The sequence below is a fragment of the Streptomyces sp. NRRL F-5135 genome (genome assembly GCF_000719775.1).
In the GTDB taxonomy this organism is placed as follows: Bacteria; Actinomycetota; Actinomycetes; order Streptomycetales; family Streptomycetaceae; genus Streptomyces; species Streptomyces hebeiensis.
In genome coordinates, this window is sequence record NZ_JOHR01000002.1 from 172305 (window position 1) to 188909 (window position 16605).

Below are 16605 nucleotides of genomic sequence, written 5' to 3' on the forward strand. Positions count from 1 at the left end.
TGAATCCGTGATGCAGCTCCTCCTCGCGTTGATCGTCGTCGGCCCGCTCGTCGGTGCCGTGGCGGCGCTCCTGCCGGCCCCGCCCGGACTGCGCGGCACCGGCCCCGACCAGGCCGTGCTCCGCCACGGCGTGACGGTGACCGGCGCGGTCCTCGCCGCCGCGATCGTCCTGGCCCTCGGCTTCGACCGCGACCACCCGTCGAGGATCCAGGCCACGACGGACATCAGCTGGATCCCCGCCCTGGACGTACGGATCCACCTCGGCATCGACGGCATCTCCCTCCCCCTTCTCGTCCTGACCGCCCTGCTGACCTTCCTCTGCGCGCTCTACGCCTACTTCAAGCAGCGGGACCGCCGGCGGCACGCGCCCACGCCGAACGACGCCACACCGGCAGACGGCCCCGCGACGACGGCCGATTCCGCGACGACGGACGCCCCCGCACCGGCAGACGGCCCCTCGTCCAAGGCGTTCGTCGCCCTGCTGCTCCTCCTCGAGTCCGGCATGCTCGCCACCTTCGCCGTCCTCGACCTGCTGCTCTTCTTCCTGGCCTTCGAGATGGTGCTGATCCCGATGTACTTCCTGATCGCCCGCTGGGGCGGCTCGGAAGGAGTGCCCGGCGGACGGCAGGCCGCCGCCTGGAAATTCATCCTCTACACGCTGCTCGGCTCCGTGGTCATGCTGCTCGGCCTGCTTCTCATCGGGCTCGAAGCGGGCACATTCGACATGGTGGCACTCGCCACTGACAACGGCCGGGGCCTGACCACGTCCGTGCAGGTCATCGCCGTTCTGGCGATCGGACTCGGGCTCGCGGTGAAGACCCCGATGTGGCCGCTGCACAGCTGGCTGCCGGACGCCCACACCGCCGCGCCGACCATCGGCTCCGTGCTCCTCGCCGGCGTGCTGCTCAAGATGGGTACGTACGGATTCGTCCGCATCGTTCTGCCCATCGCCCCCGACGGCATGCGGACCTTCGCGCCCTACCTCGCGGCCCTCGCCGTCAGCGGCATCATCTACGGCTCCCTCGCCTGCCTCGCCCTCGCCAAGGAGGGCGCGGGCGGCGACCTCAAGCGCCTGATCGCCTACTCCTCCGTCGGCCACATGGGCTTCGTACTGCTCGGCATCGCGACCATGACCCCCACCGGCGTCAACGGCGCGCTGTTCGCCAACATCGCCCACGGCCTGATCACCGGCCTGCTGTTCTTCGTCGTCGGAGGCGTCAAGGACCGGTACGGCACGGCCGACCTCGACACGCTCGCCGGCGCGACCGGCGCCGCGCTCTACGGCCGGGCCCCGCGCCTGGGCGGGCTGCTCGCCTTCGCCGCCGTGGCCTCCCTCGGCCTGCCGGGCCTCGCCGGGTTCTGGGGCGAGATGCTCGCGATGTTCGGCGCCTTCCGCCCCGCGGCCGGGCTCAGCCGCCCCGCCTTCCTCACCTTCATGGTGATCGCCGCCTTCGGCACCCTGCTCACCGCCGCGTACCTGCTGATCGTCGTACGCCGGGTGTGCATGGGCGCGCAGGCGCGGGAAGCCCCTCACCTGCCCGACGTACGGAACTACGAGTTCGCCGCGTGGACGCCCCTCGCCGCGCTGACCGTTCTCGCCGGGCTCTGGCCCGCGGCCCTCCTCGGACTCACCGACCCCGCCGTGCAGAAGCTCCTCGCAGGAGGCAAGTCGTGACCGTGGTCGCAGAAAGCGCCGCACAGAGCGCCGCGAGCGCCGCGCACGCCGTCGGGCACGGCGCGCAAGCCGCGTACAGCGTGCACGCTGCCCCCGGCAGCGCCTACGACGCCTACGCGACCGTCGCGAGCGGCACCGCCGACACCGCCGCCGGTCTCGTCCAGTCCATCGACTGGCTCGCCGTCGCGCCGCCCACCCTCACGGCCGTCACCGCGCTCGTCGTGCTCGTGGCCGACCTCTTCGTACCGGACCGGCGCAAGCCCCTCCTCGGCGGCGCGGCGATCGCCGGGCTCCTCGCCGCGCTGATCACGCTCGTACCGCTGCGCGGCGACGACCGCTCGACCTTCTGCCTCACCACCGACGCCGGCGCGTGCAGCTACACCGCCGACCGCTTCACCCTGGTCATCCAACTGCTCGTCCTGGGCGGGGCGCTGCTCACCGCGCTGATCTCGCTCCACGAGAGCCGGAAACTCCCCGCGGGCGAGTACTGGTTCCTGCTGCTCGCCTCCGCCGCGGGCGCCGCCCTGCTGCCCGCCTCGCGCGACCTCGCCACCCTCGTCGTCGCCCTGGAGGTCGCCTCCCTGCCCGCGTTCGCGCTGGTCGGGCTGCGGCGCGGGGACCGGCGCTCCTCCGAGGCCGCGCTCAAGTTCTTCCTGTCCTCCGTCACGGCGACGGCCGTGACGCTGCTGGGCGTGAGCTTCGTGTACGCCACGACCGGCACCCTCCACCTCGGCCGGATCGCTGGTCGGCTGGGCGAGGTGCCCGGCCCGCTGACCACCCTCGCCGCGGTGGGCGTGGCGCTCACCCTCATCGGCTTCGCCTTCAAGATGGCGGCGGCGCCGTTCCACTTCTGGGTTCCCGACACCTATGTGGGCGCGCCCCTGCCCATCGCCGCGTACCTCTCGGTGGTCAGCAAGGCGGTCGGCTTCTCCGGCCTGATCCTGGTGGCCGTCGTCGCGTTCCCCTCGTACGGCGACGTGTGGGGCCCGGTCCTCGCGGTCCTCGCGGCGCTCACGATGACCGTGGGGAACGCCGGCGCGCTCCGGCAGTCGGCCACGCGCGCGTGGAGCGCGGTACGACTGCTCGCCTGGTCGTCCGTGGCCCAGGCGGGGTACCTCCTCGTACCGATCGCCGCCGCCGCGTACGGCACCGGAGCCGGAACCGGGGCCAGGGAGGCGGCGGGCGCGGGCGCCGGCGGCCTCGGCGGCGAACGGATCGGCTCCACCGTCGCGTACGCCCTCATGTACGCCGTCGTCAACCTCGGTGCCTTCGCCGTCGCCGCCCTGGTGGCCCGTACGAAGCCGCTGAACCGCCTCTCCGACTACCGGGGCCTCTACGCCCGCCGTCCGCTCGCCGCCCTGGCCCTCGGCTTCTTCCTGCTCTGCCTGGCCGGGCTGCCCCCGGGGATCGTCGGTCTGTTCGCCAAGGTGACGGTCTTCTCGACCGCCGTCGACGCGGGACTCGGCTGGCTGGCCGTCGTCATGGCCGTCAATGTGGTGATCGCGCTGTACTACTACCTCCGGTGGACGGCGGTCCTCTTCCAGCCCGCGGAGGAAGGCGCCGCGCCCTCTCCCGCGACCCCGGTTCCGACCACGACACCGACTCCGACCACGACACCTGCTCCCGCACCGGCAGCGGCTCCGGCATCCATCACGACCCCCACCCCCATACCGGTGATGATCGCCATCGCCCTGACGGCCGTCGCGGGTCTCGCCCTCTCCGGAGCCCCGCAACTGGTGCTGCGGTTCGCGAACACGAGTCTCTTCTGAGACGCCCATGAGGGCGACACGCCCGACGCGACATCCGTAAGGACACCGCGGCGACCCGCACCCGTACCGTCCGGCGGCACCGCGCCTGCCCGTACCGCCACCCGGACGGCGCACCCCCCTGTCCGGACACGCCGGGGAACCCGAACCGTCCGTCTCGCGTTGACCTGTACGGAAGGGTCCACTTGAGGAGTGGAGCAGCGTCAGTAGCGGGTTCCCCTGCCGCACCATTTGGAGGGCGTACCGTGCACCGCCGGCACAACGGGCTGAAGACGGCCGTCCTACTGGGCGGACTGTCCGCGCTCATCATCGCGATCGGCAGTTTCTTCGGCCGTACAGGCCTGATCGTCGCGCTCGTCGTGGCGATCGGCACGAACGCGTACGCCTACTGGAACAGCGACAAGCTCGCTCTGCGCGCCATGCGCGCGCGCCCCGTCAGCGAGTTCGAGGCGCCACAGCTGTACCGGATCGTCCGCGAGCTGTCGACGGCCGCGCGTCAGCCCATGCCCCGGTTGTACATCTCGCCGACCCAGGCGCCCAACGCCTTCGCGACGGGCCGCAACCCGCGCAACGCGGCCGTCTGCTGCACGGAGGGCATCCTCCAGATCCTGGACGAGCGGGAGTTGCGCGGAGTCCTCGGTCATGAGCTCAGCCATGTCTACAACCGGGACATCCTGATCTCGTCGGTCGCCGGGGCCCTCGCCTCCGTGGTGATGTTCCTGGTGAACTTCGCCTGGCTGATCCCCGTGGGCCGCTCCGACAACGATGACGGTCCCGGCCCCTTCGGCATGCTGCTGATCATGCTCCTGGGGCCGCTCGCGGCCTCGGTCATCCAACTCGCGGTGAGCCGTTCGCGGGAGTACGAGGCGGATGCCTCGGGCGCTCAGATCACGGGCGACCCACTGGCCCTGGCGAGCGCGCTGCGCAAACTCGACGCCGGTACGAAGCAGTTGCCGCTGCCCCCCGAGCCACGGCTGGAGACGGCGAGCCATCTGATGATCGCCAACCCGTTCCGTCCCGGGCAGGGCCTGTCGAAGCTGTTCTCGACGCACCCGCCGATGGCCGAGCGGATCGCGCGGCTGGAGCAGATGGCGGGCCGCAGGCCCTGACCGGCCACCTCGGACCTGGCCGTCGGGCCCGGTCGGTCAGCGGGTCCCGAAACTCGGCGGACCCCCAAACTCAGCGGGCCCCGAAACGCTCGTCCGTCGCCACGACATCCCGTCCCAGGGGCATCAGCGAGATCGGGATCAGCTTCAGGTTCGCCCAGCCGAAGGGGATCCCGATGATCGACAGGAAGAGGGGAATGCTGGTAAGCAGGTGCCCGAGCGCCAGCCACCACCCGGCGAAGATCAGCCAGATCACATTGCCGATGAAGGAGGGGGCGCCGGCACCCGGCCGCTCGACGGTCGTACGTCCGAAGGGCCAGAGAACGTAGCCCGCGATCCGGAGAGAAGCGATCCCGAACGGAATGGTCACGATCAGTACGAAGCAGATGATCGCCGCGACCACATACCCGAGGGCCATCCAGATCCCGCAGAGCACCAGCCAGAGGATGTTGAGGATCAGTTCGATGAGCTTCATGAGCACGTGCCTCCCGCGTGTCCGCCCGTTGTCGCTGCTCACGACCAGTATCGGACCCAGCCCCCGGAAGCGGAAAACGAGCGGTTCACGGCGGCATCCGCAACCATGGGCCACGCCTTCGGCGTCTTGGTGGACAACTCAGTACGAAATGCATGGCGAACAGCACATGAAAGGCAGGTTCAAGGCGTGAGCATCATCGGGTGGATCATTCTCGGACTCCTCGCCGGGGCGGCTGCCAAGATCCTGCTCCCCGGAAAGGATCCCGGCGGGCTGATCGGTACGACACTCATAGGCATCGCGGGCGCCTTCGTCGGTGGCTGGATCTCCGCCCGCTGGCTCGACCGCCCGATCAACAACGACTTCTTCGACGGAGCCACCTGGCTCGCGGCGATCGGTGGGGCGTTCGTCCTGCTCGTCGTCTACCGGCTGCTCTTCGGCCACTCGCGGTCCCGCTGAGCCGACGACGGCCCGCGCGACCCCGGAACGGCCCCGAGCGGCTCCGAGCGGCCCCGTTCCTGAGCGCCCCGCCCCGAGCGGCCCCGGCCCCGAGCGGGTACGGGCCGCCCATGAGCGGCGGCCCGTACCCGCTCGACCGGTCCGACGGCCGTCCCCGTCACCGCCCCCACCGTGTCAGCGGCGGTTCAACGACGTCACCGGTAGTTCACGAACTGCAGCGCGAATTCGAAGTCCTGCCCCTTCAGCAGCGCGATCACGGCCTGGAGGTCGTCCCGGCTCTTGGAGCTGACCCGCAGCTCGTCGCCCTGCACCTGGGCCTTGACGCCCTTGGGACCCTCGTCCCGGATGATCTTCGCCACTTTCTTGGCGTTCTCCTGGGAGATGCCCTCCTCGATCGAGGCGAAGATCTTGTACTCCTTGCCGGACAGCTGCGGCTCGCCCGCGTCCAGCGCCTTGAGCGAGATTCCCCGCTTGATCAGCTTGGACTGGAAGACGTCGAGGATCGCGGTGACCCGCTCCTCCGAGTTCGCCTGCATCAGGATCTTCTCGCCGGACCAGCTGATCGAGGCGCCGACGTTCTTGAAGTCGTAACGCTGCGAGATCTCCTTCGCCGCCTGGTTGAGGGCGTTGTCGACCTCCTGCCGCTCGACCTTCGAGACGATGTCGAAACTGGAGTCGGCCATGTCCTGTGGCTCCTTGCATCGGGGGCTGACGGGGTGCTCATCACGTGCTCGCTCCACGACCGACACCGCCGGTCGCTGGCGTAAAGCCTAGTCACCCGCGCCCGCCCCGGGCGCTGATCAACCGGGTGGCGGAGCACCCCCGGGCATCGGGTATCGTTTACGTCGTTGCCACGGAGCACCGCCCCACGGCGGGCCTCCCACCGGCAGCGACATCCCATGGCGGTGTGCCCGAGTGGCCAATGGGAGCGGACTGTAAATCCGTCGGCTTAGCCTACCCAGGTTCGAATCCTGGCGCCGCCACGCGACAAAGACGGCCCCTGTTCCACGGACGACGTGGAACAGGGGCCGTCTTCGCGTGCGTTCAGGATGTGACCGATGCGACCGATGCGACCGATCCGCGCGGCCCGTCGAGCCGACCGAGCCGACCGGTCCGCCCCGGTTTTCAGGCCGTGCCCGCTGCCGCCTTCGTGGCGTCCGCGACCGGGTCCGGGCCGGCGATCAGCTCCAGGGTCAGTCCCGCCGTGGCCGGGGTGTCCAGCAGTTCGGCCAGGACCGCCGCCACGTCGTCCCGGGGGACCGGGCCGCGGCCCGTCGACTCCGCGAGCCGGACCAGACCCGTGCCCGCGTCGTTCGTCAGCATGCCCGGGCGCAGGATCGTCCAGTCCAGCGCTGCCCTGGAGCGTACGTACGCGTCCGCCTCGCCCTTGGCGCGCTGGTAGGCGTCGAAGACCTCGTCGCCCTGGTGGTCGGGGTCGGCACCCATCGACGAGACCACGACGTGGCGGCGCACGCCGGCGCGTTCCGCGGCGTCCGCGAACAGGACCGCCGCGCCCCGGTCCACCGTCTCCTTGCGGGCCGCCCCGCTCCCCGGGCCGGCGCCCGCCGCGAAGACCGCGGCGTCCGCGCCCTCCAGTACCGCGGCCACCTCGTCGACCGAGGCCGATTCCAGGTCCAGGACGACGGGTTCCGCACCCGCCGCCCGTAGCTCGTCCGCCTGTTCGGGGTTGCGGATGATGCCCGCCACCTCGTCGCCGCGCGCGGCGAGCAGGCGCTCCAGCCGCAACGCGATCTGGCCATGTCCTCCGGCAATGACAATGCGCATGGCCCCGACCGTACGTCCCCGAGCGTGTGCGCGCACGGGGCGCACCGTGCGCACCGGCTTCCGGCCGCCCGTCCCGCGCTCACGGGCCCGGCGGCCCCGGTTGTCCCGGCTGACCAGGCTGGCCCGGTTGTCCGAAGTCGGAGCGACCCTGGCGCGGGACCTCCAGGGAGACCGCCGCCGGGTCGCAGTACTCCCGTACCGCGCTCGTCCGCGCGACCACCCGCCCCCGGTGGATGACGATCCTGCTGTACGCGAGGGACAGCGCGCCCGCCAGCTCCTCGCCCCGGACGGCGAGCAGTTCGGCCGGGAAACCGGCCTCCACCCGCACCTCCGGCAGCCCCATCGCCGCCCGCGCCACCGCGCTCACCGCGCCGTACGCCTCGTCCGGGGACAGCCCGGACTGCGCGGCCAGCAGGTACGCGGCCTCCAGCGGGTCGCCGCGCCCCACGGGGTTCGAGACGTCGCGCAGCGCCCCGCTGCCCGCCGCGACCCGTACGCCGGCCGCCCGCAGCAGCCCCACGGGCGCGACGCCCCGTTCGTCCACCCCGCCGCAGCCGCCCTGCGGCAGGCAGACCACCGTCACCCCGGCCGCCGCGAGCTGGTCCGCGGCCCGGGCGGCCACCTCGGCCGGGAGCCGGGCCAGCCCCCCGCACGGCCCGAGCGTCACGGGCTGCCGCAGGCCGCCCACCATCGCCGCGAGCCGGGCCAGCCGCGCCGGGTCGTCACCGTCCGTGTGCAGGTCGACGGGGCAGCCGTGCTCTGCCGCGACCTCCAGCACCGCCTCCGCGAAGCCGGCCGGGTCCGGATCCAGGTCGGGCCGGCCGCCCACCGCGCCCGCGCCCATCTTCACCGCGTCCCGCAGCATCGCGAGCCCGTCGGCCCCGGCGAGCCCGGTCAGCAGCCGGGGTACGGCGACGGCCGCCAGGTCGCCGAGCCCGCGCAGCGAGCGCCGCGCCTGGAGCACCGCCTCCATCCGGACGAGTTCCTGCGCGTCCCCGATCCGTACGTGGGAGCGCAGCGCGGTCGCCCCGTGTCCCAGTTGGAGCAGGGCGGCCTCGGTGGCCCGGCGCCGTACGTCCTCGGGCCCGTACGGGACGGGCCCGGCGCCGCACTGCCCGGCGCCCTGCCCGCCCGGGGGGCCCTGCGCGGTCTCCCCGGTGTGCGGGGCGGGCGGGGAGGACAGGGCGGTCAGCGCGGTGTCGCTGTGCGCGTGCGGTTCCGCGGGGGCGGGCAGCAGCAGGTATCCGCCGAGGTCGACCCGGGCACCCTGGGCGCCGAGGCTGCCCGCCGTGCCGACGGCCTCGATCCGGCCCCCGCTGAGCCGTACGTCCACCGTCCTGCCGTCGGTGAGTCGGGCCCCGCAGAGAACGAGCGCGGTGGTGTCGGCGGCACCACCGGGCGGCTGCGGCTGGCTGTCGGGCATCCCGCTCCTGCTCAAGACTTCCGCGTGCGGATCGCACCGCGTGAATCGAGATTAGGCGCGGCTCCGCCGAGCGTCGTGGAAGAGCGCAATAGTCGTACCGGCGAGGCCACGAATGCCGTACGGGTGGGTACGAGAGGTGTACGCACGGGTGGACAGGAAACGCGTACGTACAGGTGGGTGCGAGAGGTATGCGGGCGGGCGCGTAACCGGACGGCACACGGGCTGTCCGGGCGCTGCCCGGGGGCACCTCTCGGCCGTCGCCGGGCACCCCCTCGGCCGGCCCTGAGCGGAGATCGGCCAGGCCCCGGGCGGCCCGTGGGCCGTCCCCGAACAGACCCCTGGGCGGTTCCGGGCGCGGGGCGGCCGGATCACCGGGCCGGCGGTCCCAAACGGATTCGCGTAAACGGATTTGGGCTAGTGGCGAGCAACCGTGTAATGTCTTCATCGCTCGCCCCAATAGCTCAGTCGGCAGAGCGTCTCCATGGTAAGGAGAAGGTCTACGGTTCGATTCCGTATTGGGGCTCAGATGTTCGGTGATCCTCGCCTTCGGGCGAGGTGATCCAGCATCGAAGCGGTGTAGCTCAGTCGGTAGAGCAAGCGGCTCATAATCGCTGTGTCACCGGTTCAAGTCCGGTCACCGCTACACACGGTAGCCGATTGTGGGGTCGGTCCTTCGATCGGCTACTCTTTTATGCGTTCATCCGTCCATCCGTCCGTCAAGGAGCACTCACGTGGCTGCCACCGACGTCCGCCCGAAGATCACGCTGGCCTGCGTGGAGTGCAAGGAGCGGAACTACATCACCAAGAAGAACCGGCGCAACAACCCGGACCGTCTTGAGATGAAGAAGCACTGCCCGCGCTGCAACTCGCACACCGCGCACCGCGAAACGCGCTGAATCAGGCTCGTCTGCGAGGCCGTCCCCGCTGGGGGACGGCCTCGCGTCGTTTGTCCTGGTCCGTCGTGGTCGGATCGCGTGCGGTCCGACGCAGAGCGACGCGCGACACAGTCCGACAGAGTTCGACACAGGAGGGAGCGAGTCATGGCGCTCGATCAGTCCTTCGTGGGGCGGAGCTATCCGCCCACCGCGCCGTACGAGGTCGGCCGGGAGAAGATCCGGGAGTTCGCCGAGGCGGTCGGCGACCCGAATCCGGCGTACCTCGACCCGGAGGCTGCCAAGGCGCTCGGGCACTGCGATCTCATCGCACCGCCGACCTTCGTGTTCGCGATCACCTTCAAGGCCGCCCGCGATGTGATCGCCGACCCGCGACTGGGCCTGGACTACAGCCGCGTGGTGCACGGCGACCAGAAGTTCGCCTACTCGCGGCCCGTACGGGCGGGGGACCGGCTGGCGGTCACCTCGACCATCGAGGCCATCAAGTCCCTCGCGGGGAACGACATCATCGACGTCCGGGGCGAGGTGCACGACGAGGCGGGCGAGCACGTCGTGACCGCCTGGACCAAGCTGGTGGCGCGCGCCGCCGAGGAGGCGTGAGGACCATGGCCGCGAAGATCGGTTACGACGAGGTCGAGGTCGGTACGGAGCTGCCGGCGGGCACGTTCCCGGTCACGCGCGCGACGCTGGTGCGGTACGCGGGCGCGTCCGGGGACTTCAACCCGATTCACTGGAACGAGAAGTTCGCCAAGGAGGTCGGCCTCCCCGACGTCATCGCGCACGGCATGTTCACCATGGCCGAGGCGATCCGGGTGGTGACCGACTGGGCGGGCGACCCGGGCGCCGTCGTCGAGTACGGCGTGCGCTTCACCAAGCCCGTCGTCGTGCCGAACGACGACGAGGGCGCGGTGGTCGAGGTCAGCGCCAAGGTCGGCGCCAAGCTCGACGACCGCCGGGTACGGGTGGACCTGACCGCCATGAGCGCCGGACAGAAGGTGCTCGGCATGTCCCGCGCGGTCGTCCGGCTCGGCTGACCGCCGCGCCCCGTCGCGCCCCGGGAACGGGTGGTCCGCCCTGACCGTACTCTTGTGCCCGTGCAGGAACTCCACGACGCCCCACTCGCCCCCCTGACCACCTTCCGCCTCGGCGGCCCCGCCGCCCGCCTTGTCACGGCCACCACCGACGACGAGGTGATCGCCGCCGTACGCGAGGCCGACGACGCCGGGACACCGCTGCTGATCATCGGCGGCGGCAGCAACCTGGTCATCGGGGACAAGGGTTTCGACGGCACCGCCCTGCGCATCGCCACCCGGGGCTTCGCGCTCGACGGCACCTCGCTCCAACTGGCGGCGGGCGAGGTCTGGAGCGACGCCGTCGCCCGGGCCGTCGAGGCGGGCCTCGCGGGTATCGAGTGCCTCGCGGGCGTCCCCGGCTCGGCCGGTGCCACCCCGATCCAGAACGTCGGCGCGTACGGCCAGGAGGTGGCCGGCACCGTCACCGAGGTCGTCGCCTACGACCGCGCCACCCGCGAGAGAGTCACCCTCCCGAACGCCGACTGCGGTTTCTCCTACCGCCACAGCCGCTTCAAGGCCCACCCCGAGCGCTGGGTCGTGCTCTCCGTGCGCTTCGCGCTGGAGGACGCGGGCGGGCTCTCCGCGCCCGTCAGGTACGCCGAGACCGCCCGCGCCCTCGGTGTCGCGCCCGGCGACCGCGCTCCCCTCGCCACCGTCCGGGAGACCGTCCTGGCCCTGCGCGCGGGCAAGGGCATGGTGCTGGACCCCGACGACCACGACACGTGGTCCGCCGGTTCGTTCTTCACCAACCCGGTCCTCGGCGCCGAGGAGTACGCGGACTTCCTGGCCCGCGTCCACGCGCGGCTCGGTGACGGCGTGGCGCCGCCCGCGTACCCGGCGGAGGACGGGCGCACGAAGACCTCCGCCGCCTGGCTGATCGACAAGGCCGGCTTCACCAAGGGGTACGGCTCGGGCCCGGCCCGTATCTCCACCAAGCACACCCTCGCCCTCACCAACCGGGGCGAGGCGACCACCGAGGACCTGCTGGCCCTCGCCCGCGAGGTGGTCACCGGGGTCCGCGAGGCGTTCGGGGTCACCCTGGTCAACGAGCCGGTGACGGTCGGCGTCAGCCTCTGAGGCCGCGCCTTCCGAAGCCGCCCCGGGCCCGCCGTCAGCCGGCCAGCCAGGCGTCGACGCCCGCCAGCAGCCTCTGCCGTACGTCGGCCGGCGCCGCCGAGCCCCGGACCGACTGGCGGGCCAGCTCGGCCAGCTCCTCGTCGGTGAAGCCGTGGTGGAGCCGGGCCAGCTCGTACTGGGCGGCCAGCCGGGAACCGAAGAGCAGCGGGTCGTCCGCGCCCAGCGCCATCGGGACGCCCGCCTCGAACAGCGTGCGCAGCGGCACGTCCTCCGGCTTCTCGTAGACCCCCAGCGCGACGTTGGAGGACGGGCAGACCTCGCAGGTGACCCCGCGTTCCGCGAGCCGGTGGAGCAGCCGGGGGTCTTCGGCCGCGCGTACGCCGTGCCCGATCCTGGCCGCGCGCAGGTCGTCCAGGCAGTCCCGTACGGAGGAGGGGCCGGTCAGCTCGCCGCCGTGCGGCGCGGCCAGCAGGCCGCCGTGCCGGGCGATGGCGAACGCGCGGTCGAAGTCCCGTGCCATGCCGCGCCGTTCGTCGTTGGAGAGCCCGAACCCCACGACGCCGCGGTCCGCGTAGCGCACCGCCAGCCGGGCCAGTGTCCTGGCGTCCAGCGGGTGTTTCATGCGGTTCGCCGCGACCACCACGCGCATCCCGAGGCCGGTCTCCGCGGAAGCGGCGTCCACGGCGTCCAGGATGATCTCCAGGGCGGGGATCAGGCCGCCCAGGTGGGGCGCGTACGACGTGGGGTCGACCTGGATCTCCAGCCAGCCGGAGCCGTCCCGCACGTCCTCCTCGGCGGCCTCGCGCACCAGCCGCTGGATGTCCTCCGGCGCGCGCAGGCAGGACCGGGCGATGTCGTACAGCCGCTGGAAGCGGAACCAGCCGCGCTCGTCGGTGGCGCGCAGCTTGGGCGGTTCACCGCCGGTCAGCGCGTCGGGCAGGTGGACGCCGTACTTGTCCGCGAGTTCGAGCAGGGTCGCCGACCGCATCGAACCGGTGAAGTGCAGGTGCAGGTGGGCCTTCGGCAGGGTGCTCACATCGCGGGGGCCCGCATCACGGGGATCTGTTGTACGGGGGCCGGTCCCGCCGGGCCGGGGCTCGCTGAGCCGCGTGTCGCGGCGGGGGCGGGGGGTGCTCTCCGGGGTGGTGCTCTCCATCCCAGGATCCTGCCGTATCACCGGGCCGTCCGGCATCCCGTTCCATCGATCGAGGGCTTGATCGAGATCTTGTCCGAGTACGCGAACGGGCCCCCGGCCGAGTGGCGGGGAGCCCGTTCGCACGTGCGGCGCCGCTTCGCGCGGCGGCGCCCCGGCTCAGTCCTTGGCCTCGGCCAGCAGCTTCTGGATCCGGCCGATGCCCTCGACCAGGTCCTCGTCCCCGAGCGCGTACGACAGCCGCAGGTAGCCCGGTGTGCCGAACGCCTCACCCGGGACGACGGCGACCTCGACCTCGTCCAGGATCAGCGCGGCCAGCTCGACCGAGGTCTCCGGGCGCCTGCCGCGGATCTCCTTGCCGAGCAGCGCCTTCACCGAGGGGTACGCGTAGAACGCGCCCTCGGGCTCCGGGCAGACCACGCCGTCGATCTCGTTCAGCATCCGCACGATGGTCCGGCGGCGGCGGTCGAAGGCGGTGCGCATCTCCGCCACGGCCTCCAGGTCACCGGAGATGGCGGCGAGCGCCGCGGCCTGCGCGACGTTCGAGACGTTGGACGTGGCGTGCGACTGGAGGTTCGTCGCGGCCTTGACGACGTCCTTGGGGCCGATGAGCCAGCCCACCCGCCAGCCGGTCATGGCGTAGGTCTTGGCGACCCCGTTGATCACGACGCACTTGTCCCGCAGCTCGGGCAGGATCGCGGGCAGCGAGGTGAAAGTGGCGTCGCCGTAGACGAGGTGCTCGTAGATCTCGTCCGTCATCACCCACAGCCCGTGCTCGACGGCCCAGCGCCCGATGGCCTCCGTGTCGGCCTCGCTGTAGACGGCGCCGGTCGGGTTGGACGGCGACACGAAGAGCACGGCCTTCGTGCGCTCGGTGCGGGCCGCCTCCAGCTGCTCGACGGAGACGCGGTAGCCGGTCGTCTCGTCGGCCACCACCTCTACCGGGACACCGCCGGCCAGCCGGATCGACTCGGGGTAGGTGGTCCAGTACGGGGCCGGGACGATGACCTCGTCGCCCGGGTCCAGGATCGCCGCGAACGCCTCGTAGATCGCCTGCTTGCCGCCGTTGGTCACCAGGACCTGCGAGGTGTCGATCTCGTACGCCGAGTCGCGCAGCGTCTTGGCCACGATGGCGGCCTTGAGCTCGGGGAGCCCGCCGGCCGGCGTGTAGCGGTGGAACTTGGGGAGGCGGCACGCTTCCACGGCCGCGTCGACGATGTAGTCGGGGGTGGGGAAGTCGGGCTCGCCCGTACCGAAGACGATCACCGGACGCCCGGCGGCCTTCAGGGCCTTGGCCTTGGCGTCCACGGCGAGGGTCGCGGACTCGGAGATCGCGCCGACCCGGGCGGAGACCCGGCGCTCGGTGGGTGGGATTGCAGCGCTCATGCGGCCCATGTTCCCAGACCTGAAACATGAACGGCACATACGTTTCGCGCGTCGGCCTTACGAGCCGCTCCCCGGGCGGGGGAAGGGAGCGGGGGCGAGCGACGGGGGACTCGTGGGGGAATGCTGTTCGACGCGGGCGCCACGACCACGTACACTCACTCGTCGTTGGCCTTCAGCAGTCGGTCCGTACCGCGCACGCCGTGCGTCCGGTCGGATGCGGTAGGTTGGGGAAAACGCAAAGGGTCGTAGCTCAATTGGTAGAGCACTGGTCTCCAAAACCAGCGGTTGGGGGTTCAAGTCCCTCCGGCCCTGCTACACACACCGCCAGGATGTGTGCGCATGTACGTACAGTCATTGCACCGCCGTGCGGCTCCCCCGGGCGCGGCACGGCCACGACCCGGAATCAGGTGAGAGAGCGTGACGGACGCCGTGGGCTCCATCGACAAGCCTGATGCCGACGATGAGTCCGCCGAGTCGAAGAAGACCCGCAAGGGCGGCAAGCGCGGAAAGAAGGGCCCGCTGGGTCGCCTCGCGCTCTTCTACCGTCAGATCGTCGCCGAGCTGCGCAAGGTCGTCTGGCCGACTCGCAGTCAGCTGACGACGTACACCACCGTGGTGATTGTCTTCGTTGTCATCATGATCGGTCTGGTGACCGTGATTGACTATGGCTTCCAGCAAGCGATCAAGTACGTCTTCGGCTGATCCCGCGGAGGGCGCCCCGCTCGGCGCCCCTTTCGCGTGTTCCACCCATTGAGCCAGGAAGAAGCAGCCACCGTGTCTGACCCGAAACTGAACGACGCCGGCGAGTCGGTGGAGTCCGCCAAGGACGAGACCGACATCGTCGAGGCGGCGGACGCTGTCGAGCCAGACCGGGCCGAATCCGCTGACGACGCCGCGGGTGAGCCGGCCGAAGAGGCCGCGGCCCCCGCGGCGGGGGAAGCGGAGGCGACCGACGACGAGCAGGCCGAGGAGCCCGCCGCCGCGGAGCCCGAGGCCCCGGTCGACCCGATCGCCGCCCTCCGTGAGGAACTGCGTGGTCTGCCCGGCGAGTGGTACGTCATCCACACCTACGCGGGCTACGAGAAGCGCGTGAAGGCCAACCTGGAGCAGCGCGCCGTCTCGCTGAACGTCGAGGAGTTCATCTACCAGGCCGAGGTCCCCGAGGAAGAGATCGTCCAGATCAAGAACGGCGAGCGGAAGAACGTTCGCCAGAACAAGCTCCCGGGCTATGTCCTGGTGCGCATGGATCTGACGAACGAGTCCTGGGGCGTCGTCCGCAACACTCCCGGTGTCACCGGCTTCGTGGGCAACGCCTACGACCCGTATCCGCTGACCCTGGACGAGATCGTCAAGATGCTCGCCCCGGAGGCCGAGGAGAAGGCCGCCCGTGAGGCCGCGGAGGCCGAGGGCAAGCCGGCTCCGGCCCGCAAGGTCGAGGTCCAGGTGCTGGACTTCGAGGTGGGCGACTCGGTCACCGTCACGGACGGCCCGTTCGCGACGCTCCAGGCGACGATCAACGAGATCAACGCCGACTCGAAGAAGGTCAAGGGCCTGGTCGAGATCTTCGGCCGGGAGACCCCGGTCGAGCTGAGCTTCGACCAGATCCAGAAGAACTGAGCGTGTCGGAGCGGGCCGGAGCGCACATCGCTCCGGCCCGCTCCGGCTGTACGGACGCCGAACGGCTCCCGAGCGCATTCCGACCGGGTCGGACAGGCCGAGTGCCTGTCTGACCTGTCGGTTTTTAACCGCACACCTCTACCCGTTATCGTTGTGCGGTATGCCTCCATCCGGATGACCGGGTGGTCGGCTGAACACTCTCACCAGGACCCGGAGAGAACACATGCCTCCCAAGAAGAAGAAGGTCACGGGGCTCATCAAGCTCCAGATCCAGGCCGGCGCGGCCAACCCGGCTCCGCCGGTCGGTCCCGCGCTGGGTCAGCACGGCGTCAACATCATGGAGTTCTGCAAGGCCTACAACGCCGCGACCGAGTCGCAGCGTGGCACGGTCGTGCCGGTGGAGATCACGGTCTACGAGGACCGCTCCTTCACCTTCATCACGAAGACTCCGCCGGCCGCCAAGCTGATCCTCAAGGCCGCGGGCGTGGCCAAGGGCTCCGGCACCCCGCACACCACGAAGGTCGCGAAGATCACGCGTGACCAGGTGCGCGAGATCGCCACGACCAAGATGCCCGACCTGAACGCGAACGACCTGGACGCCGCCGAGAAGATCATCGCCGGCACCGCCCGTTCGCTGGGCGTCACGATCGAGGGCTGACCCAGCCGGGCACCCCAGTGGCAGGGCCATGCGCGGCCCGGACCACGAACTCCACACCTGCA

General features: G+C 71.2%; 17 protein-coding genes and 4 tRNA genes. 15 read left to right on the forward strand and 6 right to left on the reverse strand.

The window, feature by feature from the left end; genetic code table 11:
• Positions 1-10 precede the first annotated feature (10 nt).
• The 3 genes from IG02_RS0104565 (at position 11) to htpX (ending at position 4550) form a co-directional block, all read left to right on the forward strand.
• Positions 11-1675 carry an NADH-quinone oxidoreductase subunit M gene (locus IG02_RS0104565; protein ID WP_234314607.1) on the forward strand — a complete coding sequence of 555 codons (1665 nt, stop codon included), beginning with the start codon at positions 11-13 and terminating at the stop codon, positions 1673-1675.
• Positions 1606-3444 carry an NADH-quinone oxidoreductase subunit N gene (locus IG02_RS0104570; RefSeq protein ID WP_420707720.1) on the forward strand — a complete coding sequence of 613 codons (1839 nt, stop codon included), beginning with the start codon at positions 1606-1608 and terminating at the stop codon, positions 3442-3444. Before IG02_RS0104565 ends, IG02_RS0104570 begins: the two co-directional genes overlap by 70 nt.
• 242 nt (positions 3445-3686) lie before the next feature.
• The gene (gene htpX / locus IG02_RS0104575) at positions 3687-4550 is read left to right on the forward strand and encodes a zinc metalloprotease HtpX (RefSeq protein ID WP_030742123.1); all 864 of its coding nucleotides are present in this window, start codon (positions 3687-3689) and stop codon (positions 4548-4550) included.
• A 70-nt stretch (positions 4551-4620) separates the two neighbouring features.
• Here the strand turns inward: htpX and IG02_RS0104580 are convergent, their stop codons facing one another.
• Positions 4621-5022: a YccF domain-containing protein gene (locus IG02_RS0104580; protein WP_030742125.1), complete on the reverse strand. Its 402-nt coding sequence runs from the start codon at positions 5020-5022 to the stop codon at positions 4621-4623.
• A gap of 186 nt (positions 5023-5208) precedes the next feature.
• Between IG02_RS0104580 and IG02_RS0104585 the strand changes: the two genes are divergently transcribed.
• Positions 5209-5478, forward strand: coding sequence for a GlsB/YeaQ/YmgE family stress response membrane protein (locus IG02_RS0104585; RefSeq protein ID WP_030742127.1), 270 nt, complete (start codon positions 5209-5211; stop codon positions 5476-5478).
• 194 nt (positions 5479-5672) lie between these two features.
• Here the strand turns inward: IG02_RS0104585 and IG02_RS0104590 are convergent, their stop codons facing one another.
• Positions 5673-6161 (reverse strand): YajQ family cyclic di-GMP-binding protein, encoded by a 489-nt coding sequence (locus IG02_RS0104590; protein WP_030742131.1) that lies wholly within the window; start codon positions 6159-6161, stop codon positions 5673-5675.
• Between the two features lie 218 nt (positions 6162-6379).
• On the opposite strand from IG02_RS0104590, the gene IG02_RS0104595 reads away from it, so the two are divergent.
• Positions 6380-6461 (forward strand) — tRNA-Tyr (locus IG02_RS0104595).
• 142 nt (positions 6462-6603) lie between these two features.
• Here the strand turns inward: IG02_RS0104595 and IG02_RS0104600 are convergent.
• Positions 6604-7263, reverse strand: a complete 660-nt coding sequence (locus tag IG02_RS0104600; RefSeq protein ID WP_030742132.1) for an SDR family oxidoreductase — start codon at positions 7261-7263, stop codon at positions 6604-6606.
• A gap of 79 nt (positions 7264-7342) precedes the next feature.
• Entirely contained in the window at positions 7343-8686 is a 1344-nt protein-coding gene (locus IG02_RS0104605) for an amidohydrolase family protein (RefSeq protein WP_030742133.1), read from the reverse strand.
• Positions 8687-9136: 450 nt separating this feature from the next.
• On the opposite strand from IG02_RS0104605, the gene IG02_RS0104610 reads away from it, so the two are divergent.
• The 6 genes from IG02_RS0104610 to IG02_RS0104635 all read left to right on the forward strand — a co-directional run bounded on the left by IG02_RS0104610 (position 9137) and on the right by IG02_RS0104635 (position 11729).
• Positions 9137-9209 (forward strand) — tRNA-Thr (locus IG02_RS0104610).
• A gap of 47 nt (positions 9210-9256) precedes the next feature.
• Positions 9257-9329: transfer RNA gene (locus tag IG02_RS0104615), tRNA-Met, on the forward strand.
• Between the two features lie 88 nt (positions 9330-9417).
• The gene (rpmG, locus tag IG02_RS0104620; protein WP_003956487.1) at positions 9418-9582 is read left to right on the forward strand and encodes a 50S ribosomal protein L33; all 165 of its coding nucleotides are present in this window, start codon (positions 9418-9420) and stop codon (positions 9580-9582) included.
• Between the two features lie 144 nt (positions 9583-9726).
• A complete protein-coding gene (locus tag IG02_RS0104625; protein WP_030742134.1) occupies positions 9727-10179 on the forward strand; it encodes a MaoC family dehydratase N-terminal domain-containing protein in 453 nt (150 codons plus the stop codon).
• Between the two features lie 5 nt (positions 10180-10184).
• Positions 10185-10613 (forward strand): MaoC family dehydratase, encoded by a 429-nt coding sequence (locus tag IG02_RS0104630; protein WP_030742136.1) that lies wholly within the window; start codon positions 10185-10187, stop codon positions 10611-10613.
• Between the two features lie 60 nt (positions 10614-10673).
• Positions 10674-11729: a UDP-N-acetylmuramate dehydrogenase gene (locus IG02_RS0104635; RefSeq protein ID WP_030742138.1), complete on the forward strand. Its 1056-nt coding sequence runs from the start codon at positions 10674-10676 to the stop codon at positions 11727-11729.
• 34 nt (positions 11730-11763) lie between these two features.
• Here the strand turns inward: IG02_RS0104635 and IG02_RS0104640 are convergent, their stop codons facing one another.
• Both IG02_RS0104640 and IG02_RS0104645 read right to left on the reverse strand, forming a co-directional pair.
• Positions 11764-12885 carry an adenosine deaminase gene (locus IG02_RS0104640; RefSeq protein ID WP_267958490.1) on the reverse strand — a complete coding sequence of 374 codons (1122 nt, stop codon included), beginning with the start codon at positions 12883-12885 and terminating at the stop codon, positions 11764-11766.
• A gap of 156 nt (positions 12886-13041) precedes the next feature.
• Positions 13042-14268, reverse strand: a complete 1227-nt coding sequence (locus IG02_RS0104645) for a pyridoxal phosphate-dependent aminotransferase (RefSeq protein WP_030742142.1) — start codon at positions 14266-14268, stop codon at positions 13042-13044.
• Positions 14269-14507: 239 nt separating this feature from the next.
• Between IG02_RS0104645 and IG02_RS0104650 the strand changes: the two genes are divergently transcribed.
• From IG02_RS0104650 to rplK, 4 genes are all read left to right on the forward strand, one after another.
• Positions 14508-14580, forward strand: a tRNA-Trp gene (locus tag IG02_RS0104650).
• Positions 14581-14685: 105 nt separating this feature from the next.
• Positions 14686-14970, forward strand: coding sequence for a preprotein translocase subunit SecE (gene secE / locus IG02_RS0104655; RefSeq protein WP_030742145.1), 285 nt, complete (start codon positions 14686-14688; stop codon positions 14968-14970).
• A gap of 72 nt (positions 14971-15042) precedes the next feature.
• Positions 15043-15885 (forward strand): transcription termination/antitermination protein NusG, encoded by an 843-nt coding sequence (gene nusG / locus IG02_RS0104660; protein WP_030742147.1) that lies wholly within the window; start codon positions 15043-15045, stop codon positions 15883-15885.
• 223 nt (positions 15886-16108) lie between these two features.
• Positions 16109-16543, forward strand: a complete 435-nt coding sequence (gene rplK / locus IG02_RS0104665; RefSeq protein ID WP_030742150.1) for a 50S ribosomal protein L11 — start codon at positions 16109-16111, stop codon at positions 16541-16543.
• The last annotated feature ends 62 nt before the right edge of the window (positions 16544-16605 follow it).